We start from the raw sequence: 18,325 nt of genomic DNA on the forward strand, positions 1-18,325 counted from the left end.
GTGGGCGCCGTTCGGCCGGGTTCCTTCCGGCTTCCTTCCGGGCTTCTTCCCGGACGCGCGTCGCCTATGGCCTGTCCGGTGGATCAGGGGCGGACAGGTCCTAGGCGCGCAGGCGCAGGCCTCTGGGTGTGGCCAGGAAGCCCGCCGCCTCCAGGGGGCGGGCCAGCGGGGAGGTCAGGGCCGGGACGCCGTTGAGCCGCTCCACCGTGACCGTGCCCAGGGCGCCCGCGCGGGCGGACGCGGCCAGGGCCTCGGCCGCCGCCGTCAGGGCCGGGTCGTCCGGGTCGGCGGGCCAGGACAGGAGCGTCTTGCCGCCGCGCTCCACGTAGAGCGTCAGCTCGCCGTCGACCAGGACCACCATCGCGCCCGCCTTGCGCCCCGGCTTGTGCCCGGCGCCGGTCGGCGGCTCGGGCCAGGACAGGGCGGCCCCGTACGCGTTCGCCGGGTCGGCCGCCGCCAGGACGAGGGCGCGCGGACCGGACGCCGCCTCGACGCCCCGGTCGCGCGCGGTCGCCGCGGCCCGCAGCCGGTCCACCGCGCCGTCCATCGCGAACTGGGCCGCGCCGAGACCCTCCACGACATAGCCCCGGCGGGCCTGGCCGCTGTCCTCGAAGGCGGCCAGGATCCGGTACACGGCGGAGAAACCGCCCTCCACGCCCTCGGCGGCCACCGCGCCCCGGGTGACCACGCCGTGCCGGTCGAGCAGGGTGCGGGCCAGGGCGTGCGCCCGGTGCGTCGGCTCCGGTTCGAGCGGCGGCAGCAGCGACCAGCGGCCGGAGACCGTGGGCGGGCCCGTGCGGGACACCGGCCGGGCGGACGCGGTCAGGGTGCCGTACCGGCCGCGGGGGACCGTGCGGCGCGCGCGGTGCGCGGTGGAGCCGGCCGTGCGGCCGGAGCCGAGCAGCGCCCGCAGCGGAGCGAGGGTGTCGTTGGTGAGCCGGCCCGACCAGGCCAGGTCCCAGAGCGCGTCGGCGAGCTGAGGGTCGGTGGCGTCCGGGTGGGTGGTCGCCCGGACCTGGTCGGCGATCTGGCGGAAGAACAGGCCGTACCCGCCGGAGAGGGCGGTGAGCACCGACTCGTGCAGCGCGGACAGCTCCAGCGGGTGCGGCGGGGGCAGGAGCAGCGGGGCCGCGTCCGCGAGGTGGAGCGAGACCCAGCCGTCCTTGCCGGGCAGCGAGCCCGCGCCCGCCCACACCACCTCGCCGGTGGTCGTCAGCTCGTCCAGCATCGCCGGGGAGTAGTCCCGGACCCGGGACGGCAGGACCAGCTTCTCCAGGGCGGAGGCCGGGACGGGCGCGCCCTGGAGCTGCTCGACGGCCCGCGCCAGGCCGTCGATGCCGCGCAGGCTGTTGCTCCCCACGTGCTGCCACTGTGGCAGGAAGGTGGCGAGGGCCGCCGGGGGCACCGGCTCCAGTTCGTGGCGCAGGGCCGCGAGGGAGCGCCGACGCAGCCGGCGCAGGACGGTGGCGTCGCACCACTCCTGGCCGATGCCGGAGGGGTGGAACTCGCCCTGGACGACCCGGCCGGACGCCGCGAGCCGCTGGAGGGCGCCGTCGGTGACGGCCGTGCCCAGGCCGAAGCGCTCACCGGCCCGGGAGGAGGTGAACGGGCCGTGCGTGCGCGCGTACCGGGCGAGGAGGTCGCCCAGCGGGTCCTTGACCGGCTCGGTGAAGGCCTCGGGGACGCCGACCGGCAGGGCCGTGCCCAGGGCGTCCCTGAGCCGGCCCGCGTCCTCGATCGCCGCCCAGTGCTCCCGGCCCCCGATCCGCACCCGGATCGCACGCCGTGCCGCCTCCAGCTCGCCCGCCCAGCCGGCCTCGGCACCGCGCTCGGCCAGCTCGGCGTCGGTGAGCGGACCCAGGACCCGCAGCAGGTCGGCGACGCCCTCCACGTCCTTGATCCGCCGGTCCTCCGTCAGCCACTGGAGCTCCCGCTCCAGCTCCGCCAGGACGTCGGCGTCGAGCAGCTCGCGCAGCTCCGCCTGGCCGAGCAGCTCCGCGAGCAGCCGGGAGTCCAGGGAGAGCGCGGCGGCCCGCCGCTCCGCGAGCGGCGAGTCGCCCTCGTACAGGAACTGCGCCACGTAGCCGAAGAGCAGCGAGCGGGCGAAGGGGGACGGCTCGGGGGTGGTGACCTCGACGAGGCGGACCCGGCGGGCCTCGATGTCGCCCATCAGCTCCGTCAGGCCGGGCAGGTCGAAGACGTCCTGGAGGCACTCGCGGACGGCCTCCAGGACGATGGGGAACGAGCCGAACTCGCTCGCCACCTGGAGGAGCTGGGCCGCGCGCTGCCGCTGCTGCCACAGCGGGGTGCGCTTGCCAGGGTTCCGCTTCGGGAGCAGCAGGGCGCGGGCGGCGCACTCGCGGAAGCGGGAGGCGAACAGCGCGGAGCCGCCCACCTGGTCGGTGACGATCTGCCCGATCTCGCCCTTGTCGAAGAGGGCGTCGGCCGCGCCGACGGGCGCCTTGTCCGCGTCGTACACGGCGTCCGCGTGACGGCCCGGGTCCACCGGCTCGTGGTCGAGGAGGTCCAGGCCCATCTCCAGGCCCATCAGGTCGGCGTCCGGCAGGCGCAGCACGATGCCGTCGTCCGCGTGCATCACCTGCGCGTCCATGCCGTACCGCTCGGCGAGCCGGGCGCCGAGGGCCAGCGCCCACGGGGCGTGCACCTGCGCCCCGAACGGGGAGTGGATGACGACCCGCCAGTCCCCGAGCTCGTCCCGGAAGCGCTCGACCAGGATCGTCCGGTCGTCCGGCACGTGGCCGCAGGCCTCGCGCTGCTCCCCGAGGTACGCGAGGACGTTCTCGGCGGCCCACGCGTCGAGCCCGGCGGCGAGCAGCCGCAGCCGCGCGTCCTCCTCCCCGAGGGCGCCGACCTCGCGGAGGAACGCGCCCACCGCCCGGCCCAGTTCGAGCGGGCGGCCCAGCTGGTCGCCCTTCCAGAACGGCAGTCGGCCCGGCGCGCCGGGCGCGGGGGTGACCAGGACCCGGTCCCGGGTGATGTCCTCGATCCGCCACGAGGTGGTGCCGAGCGTGAACACGTCGCCCACCCGCGACTCGTACACCATCTCCTCGTCGAGCTCCCCGACCCTGCCCCCGCCCTTCTTGGGGTCCGAGCCCGCCAGGAACACGCCGAACAGGCCCCGGTCGGGGATCGTGCCGCCCGAGGTGACGGCGAGCCGCTGCGCGCCCGGCCGGCCCGTGACCGTCCCGGCCACCCGGTCCCAGACCACGCGCGGGCGCAGCTCGGCGAAGGCGTCCGAGGGGTAGCGGCCCGCCAGCATGTCGAGGACGCCCGTGAACGCCGACTCGGGCAGCGAGGCGAACGGCGCCGCCCGGCGCACCACCGCGAGCAGGTCGTCCACCTGCCAGGTGTCGAGCGCGACCATCGCGACCAGCTGCTGCGCGAGCACGTCCAGAGGGTTGGCGGGGATCCGCAGGGACTCGATGGCCCCCGACCGCATCCGCTCGGTGACCACGGCCGCCTGCACCAGGTCGCCCCGGTACTTGGGGAAGACCACGCCCGTCGACACCGCGCCGACCTGGTGTCCGGCGCGGCCCACCCGCTGGAGCCCGGAGGCCACCGAGGGCGGCGACTCGACCTGCACGACCAGGTCGACCGCACCCATGTCGATGCCCAACTCCAGGCTGGAGGTGGCCACCACGGCGGGCAGCCGGCCCGCCTTCAGGTCCTCCTCGACCTGGGCGCGCTGCTCCTTGGACACCGAGCCGTGGTGGGCCCGGGCGAGCAGCGGCGGGGCGCCGTGCGCCGCCCCCGACTGGGCCATGACCTCGGCCGGGGGAGCGCCCTCGGGCAGGGGCTCGCCGGTCGCCCGTTCGTATGCGATCTCGTTGAGCCGGTTGCACAGGCGCTCGGCCAGGCGCCGGGAGTTGGCGAAGACGATCGTGGAGCGGTGGGACTGCACGAGGTCGGCGATCCGCTCCTCGACGTGCGGCCAGATCGACGGCCTGTCACCGCCCTCCTTGCCCTCGGAGGCCGGGGAGCCGCCCAGCTCGCCCATGTCCTCGACGGGGACGACGACGGAGAGGTCGAACTCCTTGCCCGACGGCGGCTGCACGATCTCCACGGCGCGCCCCGGCGACAGGTAGCGGGCCACCTCGTCGACCGGCCGGACCGTGGCGGAGAGGCCGATCCGGCGCGCGGGCCTCGGCAGCAGCTCGTCGAGCCGCTCCAGGGAGAGCGCCAGGTGCGCGCCCCGCTTCGTGCCCGCGACCGCGTGGACCTCGTCCAGGATGACCGTCTCCACGCCCGCGAGGGCGTCACGGGCGGCGGAGGTCAGCATCAGGAACAGCGACTCGGGGGTGGTGATCAGGATGTCCGGCGGCTTCGTCGCGAGCGTCCGGCGCTCGGCGGCCGGGGTGTCGCCGGAGCGGATCCCGACCCGGATGTCCGGCTCGGGCAGCCCTAGCCGCACCGACTCCTGGCGGATGCCGGTCAGCGGGGAGCGCAGGTTCCGCTCGACGTCCACCGCGAGCGCCTTCAGCGGGGACACGTACAGCACGCGGCAGCGCTTTCCCGGCTCGGCGGGCGGGGGCGAGGAAGCCAGCCGGTCCAGGGCGGCGAGGAAGGCCGCCAGCGTCTTGCCCGAACCGGTCGGGGCGACGACCAGCACGTCGGAGCCCGCCCCGATGGCGCTCCAGGCGCCCTCCTGCGCCGCCGTGGGCGCGATGAAGGCCCCGGTGAACCAACCACGGGTCGCGGGGGAGAACGAGTCGAGCGCGGACCTGACCATGCCCCCCATCGTGCACCCGGGCACTGACAACCGCCGGGACCTGTGGAAAACCGCCCGGACAGCGCGGCGGCCCGTCACCCTCCGGTGTGCGCGGACCGCGGCGGCGGGCCCGTGCGCCCCTGGCGCAGAATGGAGGCATGGCGAGCGGGGAACGGGCACGGTACTGGCAGTACCCCGAGCTGCCCGGGGTCGACCTGCTGCACGCCCACTACGTCCGCAAGGCCTTCGCCCGCCACACCCACGAGACCTTCGTCTTCGCCGCGATCACCGAGGGCGTCGAGGCCTTCCACCACCACGACGAGCTGGTGCACGCCGGGCCCGGGCAGATCGCCCTGGTCAACCCCGACACCCCGCACACCGGGCACGCGGGCGTACCCGAGGGCTGGACCTACCGCACGATCTACCCCGACGCGGAGATCGTCCGGTCGATCGCCGCCGACACCCTCGCCCTGCGCGGCTCGGTCGGCTTCACCTCGCCCGTCATCGACGACCCGTACGCCGCACGGCTCGTCGTCGGCGTCCACCGGGCCGCCGAGGAGGGCAACGCGCTCGCCGCCGACAGCCTGCTCCGGCTCGTCACGGCCCGGATGCTGCGCAGCCACGGCGGCCCGATCGCCCCGCTGCCGCCCCGCACGGCGGGCGCCCGGAACGCGGCACGCGCGCGTGAGGTCCTGGAGGGCCGGATGACCGAGCCGCCGACCCTGGAGCGCCTCGCCGCCGAGCTGGACACCAGCCCCTTCGCCCTGCTCCGGGCCTTCCGCGACACGTACGGGATGCCGCCGCACACCTGGCTCACCGACGCGCGCGTACGCCGGGCCCGGCGGCTGCTCGACACCGGCGTCCCTCCGGCGGAGGCGGCCGCCGTCGTCGGCTTCACCGACCAGTCGCACCTCAACCGGCACTTCACCCGCAGCGTGGGGGTGCCGCCGGGGGCCTATCAACGCGCGCGTGGCGGAGCGCGAGGGCTTCGCGGGGCCGGTCGATCCGGTTGACCTGGTTGATTCGGCTGATCCGGCTGATCCGGCTGGTCCGGCTGGTCCGATTGACCCGGTCGACCCGGTCGGCCCGGTCGACCCGGTCGGCCCGGCGCAAGAACGTACAAGACCCGAGGGGTCCGGCAGCCGTAGCGTCCCCGACGTGGCAGAACAGACAGCACTCCCCGTGACACCCGACGACGCCCCGGCCAAGCCCGACGCCGCCGTTGTCCGCGACGCCCTCGGCGTCGGCGTCGCCGTCGGGCTCTCCGGCTTCGCCTTCGGCGTGACCTCGGCGGGCTCCGGGCTCAGCCTCCTCCAGACCTGCGTCCTCAGCCTGCTCGTCTTCACCGGCGCCTCGCAGTTCGCCCTCGTCGGCGCGCTCGCCGCGGGCGGCAACCCCTTCACGGCCGCCGCCGGAGCGTTCTTCCTGGGCACCCGCAACGCCTTCTACGGGCTGCGGCTCTCCCAGCTCCTCGCCCTGCCGAAGGCCGTCAGGCCCCTCGCCGCGCACTGGGTGATCGACGAGACCACGGCGGTCGCCCTCGCCCAGCCGTCCCGCCGGGCCGCCCGCATCGGCTTCACCGTCACCGGGATCACGCTGTACGTCCTGTGGAACGTCACCACGCTCCTCGGGGCGCTCGGCGCCGAGGCGATCGGGGACACCGCGGCCTGGGGTCTCGACGCGGCCGGACCCGCCGTCTTCCTGGCCCTGCTCGCCCCCATGCTCAAGTCCGCGACCGAGCGGGCCACCGCCGGTCTCGCCGTCCTGCTCGGCCTCGGCCTGCTGCCCGTGCTCCCCGCCGGGGTGCCCGTCCTCGCGGCCGCCCTCGCCGCGCCCGTGGTGCTCTGGGTACGGGGCCGGCGCGCCGCGCCCACGACCGACTCCACGACCCGACGAGAGAAGGACTCCCGATGAACGTCTGGATCGCGATCGCCCTCACCGTCGCCGGGTGCTACCTGGTCAAGCTCGTCGGACTGCTCGTCCCCGCCGGAGCGCTGGAACGCCCGCTCGTCCAGCGGCTCGCGGCGCTGCTGCCCGTCGCCCTGCTGGCCGCGCTCACCGCGCAGCAGACGTTCAGCACGGGCGGCGACCTCGTCCTGGACGCCCGCGCCGCCGGACTCGCCGCGGCCGCCGTCGCGCTCGTCCTGCGGGCGCCGTTCCTGGTCGTCGTGGGCGCGGCCGTCGCCGTCACGGCGGGGGTGCGGGCCCTGGGCTGGTGAGACCGGCCCGGAGGCCGTGCGCCCCGCCCGCTCCGTCAGCCGACGGGGCGGCCGTGGGCGCGGAGGGTGCGCAGGGCCTCGACGGTGACGATCGGGCGCCACTCCAGGGCCGAGCCGGGGGCCCAGGCGCGCCAGCGGATCGGCCAGCCGCCGTCCTCCTCCTGGTCGGCCGCGAGCCGGTCGAGCGACCGGGCCATCTCCTCTCCCGTGAACCAGCGCGCGGCCAGCGAGTCCGGCACGCGCGCGTAGTCGTGCGGGAAGTGGTGCTCCCCGGGCGCGTACCCGTCCGCCACCGGCCGGTCCTCCGGCCGGTCCGGGTCGAGGACGGCGAGCCCCTGCTCCCGGACGAGCCGGCCGAGGCGGTCGGCGGCCGCCTCCGCGCGCGGGCGGTCCGGGGCCCCGTCGAGGAAGGCGACGGCGGCCTGCACCTCGTACGGGTGGGACTTCTCCAGGGACTCCACGGCCGACCAGCAGAACTCGGTGGCCCGGAACAGCCACGCGTGCCACACCTGGTTGCGGTGGAGCAGCCCGACCACCGGGCCGGTCGAGAGCAGCGCGCTCGGCGGGGAGTCGACGACCGGGACGAACGGCGCCGAGGGGTAGTCGCGCTGGGAGGGGTGGATCGCCGGGAGGGCCCCGTCGTGCGTGGACACCGTCGTGAGGTAGCGGCAGATCCGCTCGACCCGCGGTCCGCCGCAGCGGCCGACGGAGTCCAGGACCCGCAGCGCGTGCGCGGTGTGCAGCGGCTGGCTGACGGGTCCGCGCAGGTCCGGTTCGAGCGCGTGACCGTAACCGCCGTCCTCGTTGAGGTACGCCGTGAGCGCCGTCTCGACCTGATCCGCGCCGCCGCGCTGGAAGTGGTAGGCGAACCGGCGCTGTTCGAGGACGCGGGCCGTCAGCCAGACGAAGTGCTCGGCGCGGGCCAGGGGAGTCGGGGACGCGGAGGGGAGGGGGTTTTCGGCCATGCTCCGACCGTAGGGCGGAAAGCGGCGCTGACAAGACCCGCGGGGCGGGCTGCACTCTTCGGAGCGGGATACTGGAGTCATGCGGTTGACGATTTTCTGGGAACGGATGGCCGACCACTTCGGTGCCTCGTACGCCGAGTCCTTCGCTAGCGATCATGTGATGGCGGAACTCGGGGGCCGGACCGTGCGGGAGGCGCTGGACGCCGGCTGGGAGGCGAAGGACGTGTGGCGTGCCGTCTGCGCCGCCGTCGACGTGCCCGCCGACAAGCGCTGACCGGTCGCCGGACGATCACCGGACGGTCCGGCGGCCGGGCCGTCCGCGGACCCGGCGGACGGGGGCGCCGCGGGGGACGGGCGGGGGCCCGGGAGGAATGTCCGCGCGGTGCGCGAGACTGGCGGGGTGGCCCCGACTGACGACAGCGACGACACCGACAAGACCCCCGACGACGACGAGACCGGCGACACCGACAGGACGCGCGGTACCGAGGGGACCCGCGACACCGACAGGACTCGCGACACCGACAGGACTCGCGGTACCGACGGGACCCCCGGCCCCGACGGGATCACCGGTGAGCCCGGCGGTACAGGCCGTACAGGCAGGACCGGCCGTAGCGGCAGGACCGGGTCGACCGACGTGACGGTCTCCGCCCCTCCCGCCGCTCCGACTCCGAAGGCTCCGGCCCCGACCGCCGGGGCGGGAGGAGGCGTCGCCGTGGACGTGCCTCCCGCCCCGGCGGCCGGGCCCCCGGACCCCACCGCGCGGATGCCGCGCTGGCTGCCCCGCGCGCTCGTCCTGGCCTTCGCCCTCTACTCCTGTTTCCTGCTGGGCAACTGGGCCTTCCACCAGCTCGTCGGCCTCCTCGTCAACATCCTCCTGGCCTTCTTCCTCGCCCTCGCCATCGAACCGGCGGTCGGGCGCATGGCGGCGCGCGGGATGCGCCGGGGCCTCGCCACCTTCCTGGTCTTCCTCGCCGTCCTCGTCTTCGGCGTCGGCTTCGTCGTCCTCCTGGGGTCGATGCTGGCCGGGCAGATCGTCGACATGGTCGAGAACTTCCCCAAGTACCTCGACTCGCTGATCAAATGGATCAACGACAGCTTCCACACGGACCTGTCGAGGGTCGAGGTCCAGGACAGCCTGCTCAAGTCCGATTGGCTGCAGCGGTACGTGCAGAACAGCGCGTCCGGCGTCCTCGACGTCTCCGCCACCGTCCTCGGCGGCCTATTCCGGCTCCTCACGATCTTCCTGTTCTCGTTCTACTTCGCGGCCGACGGGCCCCGGCTGCGACGCGCGCTCTGCTCCGTCCTGCCGCCCGCCCGGCAGGCCGAGGTGCTGCGGGCATGGGAGATCGCGGTCGACAAGACCGGCGGCTATCTGTATTCGCGCGGTCTGATGGCCCTCATCTCGGGCGCCGCGCACTTCGTGCTCTTCGAGATCCTGGACGTGCCGTACGCCCCGGCGCTCGCCGTGTGGGTCGGTCTGGTCTCGCAGTTCATCCCGACCATCGGCACCTATCTGGCCGGTGCCCTGCCGATGCTGATCGCCTTCACCGTCAACCCCTGGTACGCGGTGTGGGTGCTCGGCTTCGTCGTGGTCTACCAGCAGTTCGAGAACTACGTCCTCCAGCCGAAGCTCACCTCGAAGACCGTGGACATCCACCCGGCGGTGGCCTTCGGTTCCGTCATCGCGGGCACGGCGCTGCTCGGGGCCGTCGGCGCGCTGATCGCGATTCCGGCCGTCGCCACCCTGCAGGCCTTCCTCGGCGCGTACGTGAAGCGGTACGACGTGACGGACGACCCGCGCGTCCACGGCCACCGCAGGTACGGCGAGGCGGTGGTCGCCCGGCTGCAGAAGGCCCTGCACCACAAGAAGGAGTCCGCGCCGGAGGACTGAATCCGCGTCGGAGGACCGATCCACGCCGGAAGGTTGAACCTTGTGGGAGGACCGATCCGCGTCGGGAACACGGGGGTTCGGTCGGGAGCGCGGGGGCTCAGAGGTACGAGGGGCGGGTGACCCGGTGCCGGAAGGCGTACCAGGTCCAGGCCTGGACGGCCACGAGCGGCGGGGTGACGGCGAGGAGGACGGGCACGAGCAGGGCGAGCGTGGCGGGGTCGGCCGCCCGCCCGGCCAGCGGCAGCGCGGTCCCCGCCCAGAGCGGCAGCCCGGCGAGCAGGACGCCGGTGAGGGCGAAGGACTGCCACGGGTGCCCGGTCCGTCCGACGAGCCTGCGGGCCCGCTCGTACGGCGGTCCCGTGAGCCGCAGCGTGGCGAAGCCGAGTCCGTGCGCGGCGAACAGCGCGGCCACGGCGAGGGCGGTGAGGACCGCCGTGGGGCCGGTCGCCGGGGTGTACGGCCGTCCGGTGAGCAGGGCGGCGAGGAGCCATCCCCAGGAGAGCGCGACGGTCCAGCTCCCGCAGGCCACGGCGGCGTCGCAGCCGGCGCGCCGGCGCGGCCCGGCGCCCCGGCCGCGCGACCACAGGCCCGTGTCGCGCACGACCCAGCCGGTGAGGAGGGCCACGAAGACCGGGAACTGACCGCTCAGGAGGTCCCCTTCGAGGGCGGGGAAGCAGCCGACGAACACTCCGGCGGCGGCGACCAGCCAGACCTCGTTGCCCAGGAAGAAGGGGGCGAAGGAGGCGAGGACGAGCCGCCGCTCGCGGTCGCTCCGGCCGAGCCAGGGGGCGAGCATGCCGGTGCCGACGTCCGCCCCGGCGAGGACGAACCAGCCCGCGGTGAAGAAGGCGAGCAGGGCGATGGCCAGGGTCTCCACGGGGACTCCTCTTCCTGGAAGCGGGGGTGGGGGTTCAGTAGCGCGGGGCCGGCAGCGCGTCGGCCGGGTCGGGCGCCCCGCCCGGCCCGTCGTCGGGGCCCGGGCGCTCGTCGTGGCCGAGGCCGGAGTCGACGGGGCCGCGGCGGGCGTGCCGGGCCAGGAGCCGGGCGTCGAGGACGGCGAGCAGGACGAAGAGGGTGGTGAAGACGGCGAGCGAGAGGCGCATGGTGCCGGGGGAGAGGTCCGAGACCGCGTCCTCCGTCCTGAGGAGCCCGTAGACCACCCACGGCTGCCGGCCGGCCTCCCGGAAGACCCAGCCGCTGATCATCGCGAGGTACGGCAGCGGTACGGCCGCCATCAGGACCAGGTGCCAGAGCCGGAACCGGAAGACGGCCTTCTTGAAGCAGGCCAGGACCACCCCGGCGAAGCACAGGTACATCATCAGGGCGAAGCAGACGAGCATCGTCAGGCCGCCGCCCCGGGTCCACGCCTCCGAGGGCACGTAGTCGCCCGGGCCGAAGCGTTCCGCCATCTCCGCCCGGAGGCGCGCGATCTCGGCCGCCCCTCCACTGAGAACGGCCGCCTTCATCGGCTGGAAGGTGGCGAGGGCGCCGAGCTGGAGTCCGCCGAAGACGGCCGCCGCCATCAGCGCGGGCGCCGACAGGAACACCCCGATGCGCAGGCTGCGGCCGAAGAACTCCCACTCGGGGCTGCGGCGGAAGAGGTGGTACGCGCTCACGCCGGCCATGAAGAACCCGGCGGTGAGCAGCGCCCCCGCCAGGACGTGGCCGAAGGCGAGGAGCGCGGAGGGGTTGGTGAGGACGGCGACCGGGTCGTCGAGCACGAGCCCGCCGTCCTCGGAGCCGTATCCCACGGGGTGGTTGAGGAAGCCGTTGGAGACGAGGATCCAGTACGCCGACAGATAGGCGGTCAGGACGACGATCCAGATCGCGGCCAGGTGGGCCCAGCGGTTGAGCCGGTGCCAGCCGAAGATCCACAGGCCGAGGAAGGTCGACTCGACGAAGAACGCCACGACCGTCTCGACGGCGAGCGAGGCCCCCAGGACGTTGCCCGCCTCGTGCGTGAGCCCGCTCCACGCCATGCCGAACTGGAACTCCATCACGAGGCCGGTGACGATCCCGACCGCGTAGTTGATCACGTACAACTGGCCCCAGAAGCGCACCATGCGCGCGTGGAGCGGGTTCCGGCCGAACGTCGCCCGCGTCTGGAGCACCGCCACGACCGTCGCGAGGCCGAGGGTGAGGGCGACGAAGAGGAAGTGGCCGCCGGCGGTGAGGGCGAACTGCAGCCGCGCGAGATCGAGTACGTCCTGGTTCACCCGTTCAGCGTCGGCGTACGGCCGGGGGCCCGGCGTCGGCCCGGGGAGGACACCGGCCGTACCCCGGTGGTCGTACCGGTCCACGCGCGCGTACCCCGTGGGTTGTTCCCGTGGGGTTCCGCCCCCTAGGGGGAGGGGTCAGGCCAGCCAGCCCGGCGTGATCATCCCGGACTCGTACGCCAGGATCACCAGCTGCGCCCGGTCCCGCACGGCCAGCTTGGTCATGATCCGGCTGACGTGGGTCTTGGCGGTGGCGGGGGAGAGGACCAGGCGGCCGGCGATCTCGTCGTTGGAGAGCCCCGCGCCCACCAGGCCGAGGACCTCGCGCTCCCGTTCGGTGAGGGCGTTGAGACGGGGGCTCGGGTCCGGCTGCCGGTCGGCGCGCCCCGCGAACTCGGCGATCAGACGGCGGGTCACGGCCGGTGAGATCAGGGCGTCACCGCGCGCCACGACCCGCACCGCGTGCAGCAGTTCCATCGGCTCGGTGTCCTTGACGAGGAAGCCCGACGCGCCGGCGCGCAGCGCCCCGTACACGTGGTCGTCCGCGTCGAAGGTGGTCAGGACGATCACCCGGACCCCTTCGAGCCGCTCGTCGGCGGTGATCCGGCGGGTGGCTTCGAGCCCGTCGAGCACCGGCATGCGGATGTCCATCAGGACCACGTCCGGGCGCAGTTCGCGGGCGAGACCGATCGCCCGCTCCCCGTCGCCCGCCTCCCCGACGACCTCGATGTCCTCCTCGTCGGAGAGGATCGACCGGAAACCGGCCCGGACCAGGGTCTGGTCGTCGGCCAGCACGACACGGATCATCGGGCACCCTCCTGGGAGCTTTCCTCGGGTACGACGCCGGTCATGGGATGTCCTCCCGAGGCCTTTCCCCGGCCTCGGGTACGACGCCGGTCATCGGGTGTCCTCCCGGGGGCTTTCCCCGGGTACGGCGTACGGCAGCCGGGCGTCCACCAGGAAGCCGCCGCCCTCCCCATTCTCGGCGGTCAGTTCGCCGCCGAGCGCACGGGCCCGCTCGGCCATGCCCCGGATGCCGCTGCCCGGCGGCCGGCCCTCCGGCGCGCCCTCGCCGTCGTCCGCGATCCGCAGCCGCACGGCGTCCGCGCCCCAGTCGAGGCCGATGTCCACGGTCCTCGCGCCCGCGTGCCGGGCGATGTTCGTCAGCGACTCCTGCACGATCCGGTACGCGGCGAGGTCGACGGGCGGCGGCAGCGGTACGGGGGCGCCCGTGACGCCCGTACGCACGTCGAGGCCGGCGCTCCGGGCCCGCCCGACGAGGTCGCCGAGGAGCGCGAGGCCGGAGGAGGCCGGGGTCGTCGGGGTGGCCTCGCCGGCCCGGCGCAGCACCCCGAGGGTCGCCCGCAGCTCGCGCAGCGCGTCCTTGCTGGTGGCCTTCACCGCCTCCAGGGCCTCGGTCGCGGTGGCGAGCCCGGCCTCGGGGGCCGGCTTCTTGCCGAGCCGGTGCAGCGCGGCCCCGGACTGCACGTTGATCAGCGAGATGCTGTGGCCGAGGACGTCGTGGACCTCGCGGGCGATCCGCAGCCGCTCCTCGGTGGCGCTCTGCCGGGCCCGGGCCTCCTGCTCGCGTTCGGCGGCCAGCGCCCGCTGTTCCACCTCGTGGAGGTAGGCGGCCCGGGTCCGCTGGGCGCGGCCCACGGCGACCAGGCTGATCAGCCAGCCGGCCAGCATGGCGAGCGAGGTGTCGTCGATCTGCCGGTGTCCGGGCCGCTGCCGGACCTCGCCGGCGCCGACCGCGAGCAGGGTGACGGCGGCGAGCGCGACGGCGGCGGCGAAGCGCCCTTCGGCGGCGGTCGTGTAGAGCGCGAGCGCGAAGGTGATCATGAGCGGGCCGTCCTGGGCGGACAGCGGGTAGTAGACGGCGCAGGCGAGCAGCGTGACGACGGCGACCGCGACCGGCTGCCGCCGCCGGAAGTACAGGGCCCCGCAGCCGACCAGGACGAGCGCCCAGCCGAGCACCGCGCGGAGTGCGGGCTCGTCCGTGCGGCGCCCCGCGACGAGTGCCCAGACCACCACGACCAGCAGGACGGCGCCCGCCACGAGGGCGTCGACGGCGCGCGGGGACGGGCGGCCGCCGCCGGGGGCGCGGTGGGGGAGGGGCATGCGTCGAAGGATAGGGCGGAGGGTAGGGCAAGCGGTTGGTCGTATCGTTGTGTAGTAAATAAAGTGAGTATGGTGAGGGAGGGCGGGCACGCGCGCGGGTGCGTCCGCTCGCCGGGTCGGTCGTGAGGGAAGGCGGAGGTCCGATGACGGACGGCACGTTTCTGCGGTACGTCGCGCTGGGGGACAGCCAGACGGAGGGGGTCGGCGACGGCGACGACACCGGCGGCCTGCGCGGCTGGGCGGACCGGCTCGCCGAGCTGCTCGCCCGCGAGAGCCCGGGCATGCTCTACGCCAACCTGGCCGTGCGGGGCCGCCTCGCCGGGCAGGTGCGCGCCGAACAGCTGGCCCCCGCCCTCGCGCTCGAACCGGACTTCGCCACGGTCGTCGCGGGCTTCAACGACCTGCTGCGGCCCGGTTTCGACGCGGACGCGACGGCCGGGCACCTGGAGGAGATGTTCGCCGCGCTGACCGGGCGGGGTGCGCGCGTGGCGACCCTGACCTTCCCCGACGTCGGCCGCATCACCCCGCTGGCCCGGCCGCTCGTCCCGCGCGTGCAGGCCCTCAACGCGCGCATCCGGGAGGTCTCGGGCCGGTACGGCGTCGTCGTCGTGGAGACCGGCCACCACCCGGTCGTCACCGATCCCCGGCTGTGGAGCCCCGACCGGCTGCACGCCGGTCCGCTGGGCCACGCGCGCATCGCGGCCGCCGTCGCCCAGTCCCTCGGCCTGTCCGGCGCCGACGACTCCTGGACCCGTCCGCTGCCGCCGCCGGACGTTCCCCTCCCCGTGGGGATCGGTGCCGAGCTGCGCTGGGCCGGCGCCTTCCTGGGGCCCTGGCTGGGCCGGCGGCTGCGCGGCCGGTCGTCCGGCGACGGCCGCGCGGCCAAGCGGCCGGAGCTGCTGCCGGTGGTACGGGGCTGAAGCGGTTCGCGGCGCCGCCCGTGTCCGGTCTACTGGGATGGTGCCGGTGCGGTTTCCGGTGTCGTCCGCGCCCGCTTTCGGGACGGGGCTGACGCGGCCCCCCGGCGCCGTCCGCATCCGTTCCCGGGGCCGGTCCACCGGGTGCGCGTCCTGGATTCGACGCGCGCGGGCTCGGGACTCGTGACGGCCACCTCGCCAGGGCCGCGCCGGCCCGGGCGACGGAGGTTCCGGCGGCCGGGCGGGCCGCGTTCTCAGTGCCGGATCAGGCCGCCGGCCGGGACCGGGGCGACGTGGCCGGTCGGCGGCAGGGAGCGGGCCAGGGCCAGGCCGACGTCGACCAGGGACGACCGGCGCAGGCGGCGACGGCGGGGAGCGGGGTCCAGACCGATTCCGCGGTCTCGCCGTTCGGTTCGGGGCGCAGCCGGCCGGGGGCGAGGCGGACCCGGTAGAAGACGCCCACGTTCTGGTGCTCGACACCGGCACGGGCCTCGGCGGCGGGGATCGTCCGCGAGTCCAAGCCCAGCAGGCGCTCGGCCACCGCGTCGCGGCCGGTCTCCTCGGCGACCTCCCGGACCACCGCGTCGAACGGGTCCTCCCCGTGCTCGACCCCGCCGCCCGGGAGCGTCCAGGTGGACTCGCCCTCCGGCGACACGTGGCGGGCGAGCGGCACCCGCCCGTCCTCGACGCACACGGCGTACGCCGCCAGGCGGAAACTCATCCCGCTGCCTCCTGAGGAGTCGGGTCCAGCCGCCGGGGGGCCTCCCGACGAGGCGGTCCCGGGCCACGTGGCGTGCTTGACACTAAAATCGAACATCCATTCTCATGGAGGTCCGGCCCTGGAATCGCGGGGTTGCCGCGGGGTTTTCCACAGGGCGGGCGGGACGCCGGGGCCCATTGTCAGTGGCAGGGGTTAGCGTCTTTCACATGAAGCGATCGACTCAAGCAAACCGGGTGGAACCCATGGCAGGAACCGACCGCGAGAAGGCGCTCGACGCCGCGCTCGCACAGATTGAACGCCAATTCGGCAAGGGCGCCGTGATGCGCATGGGCGACCGCACCCAGGAGCCGATCGAGGTGATCTCCACCGGCTCGACCGCCCTGGACGTCGCCCTCGGCGTCGGCGGCCTGCCGCGCGGCCGCGTCGTCGAGATCTACGGACCGGAGTCCTCCGGCAAGACGACCCTGACCCTGCACGCCGTCGCCAACGCCCAGAAGGCCGGCGGCCAGGTCGCCTTCGTCGACGCCGAGCACGCCCTCGACCCCGAGTACGCCAAGAAGCTCGGCGTCGACATCGACAACCTCATCCTGTCCCAGCCGGACAACGGCGAGCAGGCCCTCGAGATCGTCGACATGCTGGTCCGCTCCGGCGCCCTCGACCTGATCGTCATCGACTCCGTCGCCGCGCTCGTCCCGCGCGCGGAGATCGAGGGCGAGATGGGCGACTCGCACGTGGGTCTCCAGGCCCGTCTGATGAGCCAGGCCCTCCGGAAGATCACCAGCGCGCTCAACCAGTCCAAGACCACCGCGATCTTCATCAACCAGCTCCGCGAGAAGATCGGCGTGATGTTCGGCTCGCCGGAGACCACGACCGGTGGCCGCGCCCTGAAGTTCTACGCCTCGGTGCGCCTCGACATCCGCCGCATCGAGACCCTCAAGGACGGCACGGACGCGGTCGGCAACCGCACCCGCGTCAAGGTCGTCAAGAACAAGGTCGCGCCGCCCTTCAAGCAGGCGGAGTTCGACATCCTCTACGGCCAGGGCATCAGCCGCGAGGGCGGCCTGATCGACATGGGCGTCGAGCACGGCTTCGTCCGCAAGGCCGGTGCCTGGTACACCTACGAGGGTGACCAGCTCGGCCAGGGCAAGGAGAACGCCCGCAACTTCCTGAAGGACAACCCCGACCTCGCCAACGAGATCGAGAAGAAGATCAAGGAGAAGCTGGGCGTCGGCGTCCGTCCCGAGGCCCTGTCGGCCGAGCCGGGCGCGGACGCGGCGGCCGCGGACGCGACCGGTGCGGACGACGCCAAGAGCGTCCCGGCGCCCGCCGCGGCCAAGACCGCCAAGACGACCAAGGCCACCGCGGTCAAGAGCTGAACCGGTGACCGGTCGTACCGAATGGCCGGGTGACAGCCCCGACTCGTCGAGGGCCGAGAAGGAGCTGTCACCCCAGGATCCGGCTGAGCGGGCGCGGGCGATCTGCCTGCGCCTGCTCACCGGGACCCCCCGCACGCGCAAGCAGTTGGCCGACGCGCTGCGCAAGCGGGAGATCCCCGACGAGGTGGCGGAGGAGGTCCTCTCCCGTTTCGAGGACGTCGGGCTCATCGACGACGCCGCCTTCGCGGGGGCCTGGGTGGAGTCCCGCCACCACGGCCGGGGCCTCGCCCGCCGCGCCCTCGCCCGGGAGCTGCGCACCAAGGGCGTCGAGCCCACCCTGATCCAGGAGGCGGTGGACCAGCTCGACTCCGAGCGGGAGGAGGCCACGGCGCGCGAACTCGTGGCCCGCAAGCTGCGTGCCACTCGCGGCCTGGACCGCGACCGCCGCCTGCGGCGGCTCGCCGGCATGCTCGCCCGCAAGGGCTATCCCGAGGGCATGGCCCTCCGCGTCGTCCGCCAGGCGCTGGAGGCGGAGGGCGAGGACACGGAGGGGCTGGACGAGCCCTTCTGATCCGGGACCCTTTCGACCAGGGGCAGGCTTCTGCCCAAGGGGCGCCCTTCTGACCACGGGGGACAGAAGGGCACTGAGCAGAAGGGCACGGGGCAGAAGGAACAGAAGGGCCCGTCCGGTCCCGGTCGGTCGTCGGGTCAGCCCCGGGCCGCCGGGAGGAGGACTGGAAGGCCGGCGGCCTTCCAGGCCTGGAAGCCGCCGATGAGGTCGGTCGCCCGGTGCAGGCCCAGGCGGCGCAGGGACTCGGCCGCGAGGGAGGAGGCGTAGCCCTCGTTGCAGAGGACCACCACCCGCAGGTCGTGGCTGTCGGCCTCCGCCGCGCGGTGGCTGCCCAGCGGGTCGAGCCGCCACTCCAGCTCGTTGCGCTCCACGATCAGCGCGCCCGGGATCAGCCCGTCCCGTTCCCGCAGGGCCGCGTAGCGCGTGTCCACCAGGAGCGCGTCACCCGCTTCGTACGCCTCGTAGGCGGCCCGGGGTTCGATCCGGTCGAGGCCCGACCTGACCTGCTCCAGGAGTTCGTCGATGCCCACGCGTCCCGTCACCGGCTCCACCTGTTCCGTCACTCGCTCCACCCCTTCCCTCGGCTCTTCCCGCTC

General features: G+C 74.5%; 15 protein-coding genes and 1 pseudogene. 8 read left to right on the forward strand and 8 right to left on the reverse strand.

The window, feature by feature from the left end; translation table 11 throughout:
• Positions 1 to 100 precede the first annotated feature (100 nt).
• Entirely contained in the window at positions 101 to 4,750 is a 4,650-nt protein-coding gene (locus tag ACWGSR_RS23955) for an Lhr family ATP-dependent helicase (protein WP_453568828.1), read from the reverse strand.
• A gap of 137 nt (positions 4,751 to 4,887) precedes the next feature.
• Here ACWGSR_RS23955 and ACWGSR_RS23960 point away from each other — a divergent pair, with 137 nt between their 5' ends.
• The 3 genes from ACWGSR_RS23960 (at position 4,888) to ACWGSR_RS23970 (ending at position 6,948) form a co-directional block, all read left to right on the forward strand.
• A complete protein-coding gene (locus ACWGSR_RS23960) occupies positions 4,888 to 5,742 on the forward strand; it encodes an AraC family transcriptional regulator (RefSeq protein WP_453568830.1) in 855 nt (284 codons plus the stop codon).
• A 145-nt stretch (positions 5,743 to 5,887) separates the two neighbouring features.
• Complete coding sequence (locus tag ACWGSR_RS23965; RefSeq protein WP_453568832.1) at positions 5,888 to 6,643, forward strand: AzlC family ABC transporter permease; 756 nt, start codon at positions 5,888 to 5,890, stop codon at positions 6,641 to 6,643.
• Positions 6,640 to 6,948: an AzlD domain-containing protein gene (locus tag ACWGSR_RS23970; RefSeq protein WP_125658941.1), complete on the forward strand. Its 309-nt coding sequence runs from the start codon at positions 6,640 to 6,642 to the stop codon at positions 6,946 to 6,948. Before ACWGSR_RS23965 ends, ACWGSR_RS23970 begins: the two co-directional genes overlap by 4 nt.
• A gap of 35 nt (positions 6,949 to 6,983) precedes the next feature.
• Here ACWGSR_RS23970 and ACWGSR_RS23975 read toward each other — a convergent pair whose 3' ends face one another.
• Positions 6,984 to 7,913 (reverse strand): hypothetical protein, encoded by a 930-nt coding sequence (locus ACWGSR_RS23975; protein WP_453568834.1) that lies wholly within the window; start codon positions 7,911 to 7,913, stop codon positions 6,984 to 6,986.
• A 79-nt stretch (positions 7,914 to 7,992) separates the two neighbouring features.
• On the opposite strand from ACWGSR_RS23975, the gene ACWGSR_RS23980 reads away from it, so the two are divergent.
• Together ACWGSR_RS23980 and ACWGSR_RS23985 are read left to right on the forward strand one after the other, a co-directional pair.
• Positions 7,993 to 8,187, forward strand: coding sequence for a DUF3046 domain-containing protein (locus ACWGSR_RS23980; RefSeq protein WP_030221389.1), 195 nt, complete (start codon positions 7,993 to 7,995; stop codon positions 8,185 to 8,187).
• A 489-nt stretch (positions 8,188 to 8,676) separates the two neighbouring features.
• The gene (locus tag ACWGSR_RS23985) at positions 8,677 to 9,804 is read left to right on the forward strand and encodes an AI-2E family transporter (RefSeq protein WP_376240867.1); all 1,128 of its coding nucleotides are present in this window, start codon (positions 8,677 to 8,679) and stop codon (positions 9,802 to 9,804) included.
• A gap of 97 nt (positions 9,805 to 9,901) precedes the next feature.
• On the opposite strand, the gene ACWGSR_RS23990 is transcribed toward ACWGSR_RS23985, so the two are convergent.
• The 4 genes from ACWGSR_RS23990 to ACWGSR_RS24005 form a co-directional block, all read right to left on the reverse strand.
• Positions 9,902 to 10,681 carry a cytochrome d ubiquinol oxidase subunit II gene (locus ACWGSR_RS23990; RefSeq protein ID WP_453568836.1) on the reverse strand — a complete coding sequence of 260 codons (780 nt, stop codon included), beginning with the start codon at positions 10,679 to 10,681 and terminating at the stop codon, positions 9,902 to 9,904.
• Between the two features lie 34 nt (positions 10,682 to 10,715).
• A complete protein-coding gene (locus ACWGSR_RS23995; protein ID WP_453568838.1) occupies positions 10,716 to 12,020 on the reverse strand; it encodes a cytochrome ubiquinol oxidase subunit I in 1,305 nt (434 codons plus the stop codon).
• A 138-nt stretch (positions 12,021 to 12,158) separates the two neighbouring features.
• Complete coding sequence (locus ACWGSR_RS24000) at positions 12,159 to 12,827, reverse strand: response regulator (RefSeq protein WP_453568840.1); 669 nt, start codon at positions 12,825 to 12,827, stop codon at positions 12,159 to 12,161.
• 90 nt (positions 12,828 to 12,917) lie between these two features.
• The gene (locus ACWGSR_RS24005) at positions 12,918 to 14,144 is read right to left on the reverse strand and encodes a sensor histidine kinase (protein WP_453568842.1); all 1,227 of its coding nucleotides are present in this window, start codon (positions 14,142 to 14,144) and stop codon (positions 12,918 to 12,920) included.
• Positions 14,145 to 14,287: 143 nt separating this feature from the next.
• On the opposite strand from ACWGSR_RS24005, the gene ACWGSR_RS24010 reads away from it, so the two are divergent.
• Positions 14,288 to 15,064 (forward strand): SGNH/GDSL hydrolase family protein, encoded by a 777-nt coding sequence (locus ACWGSR_RS24010; protein WP_376240820.1) that lies wholly within the window; start codon positions 14,288 to 14,290, stop codon positions 15,062 to 15,064.
• Between the two features lie 251 nt (positions 15,065 to 15,315).
• On the opposite strand, the pseudogene ACWGSR_RS24015 reads toward ACWGSR_RS24010, so the two are convergent.
• A pseudogene (locus ACWGSR_RS24015) lies at positions 15,316 to 15,782 on the reverse strand (NUDIX hydrolase).
• A gap of 242 nt (positions 15,783 to 16,024) precedes the next feature.
• On the opposite strand from ACWGSR_RS24015, the gene recA reads away from it, so the two are divergent.
• Together recA and recX are read left to right on the forward strand one after the other, a co-directional pair.
• Positions 16,025 to 17,158 (forward strand): recombinase RecA, encoded by a 1,134-nt coding sequence (gene recA, locus ACWGSR_RS24020; protein WP_376240816.1) that lies wholly within the window; start codon positions 16,025 to 16,027, stop codon positions 17,156 to 17,158.
• Positions 17,159 to 17,162: 4 nt separating this feature from the next.
• Positions 17,163 to 17,729, forward strand: a complete 567-nt coding sequence (gene recX / locus ACWGSR_RS24025) for a recombination regulator RecX (protein WP_453568844.1) — start codon at positions 17,163 to 17,165, stop codon at positions 17,727 to 17,729.
• Positions 17,730 to 17,866: 137 nt separating this feature from the next.
• On the opposite strand, the gene ACWGSR_RS24030 is transcribed toward recX, so the two are convergent.
• A complete protein-coding gene (locus tag ACWGSR_RS24030) occupies positions 17,867 to 18,292 on the reverse strand; it encodes a rhodanese-like domain-containing protein (RefSeq protein ID WP_453568846.1) in 426 nt (141 codons plus the stop codon).
• Between the last annotated feature and the right edge of the window lie 33 nt (positions 18,293 to 18,325).

Source organism: Streptomyces sp. NPDC055632 (assembly GCF_053618675.1).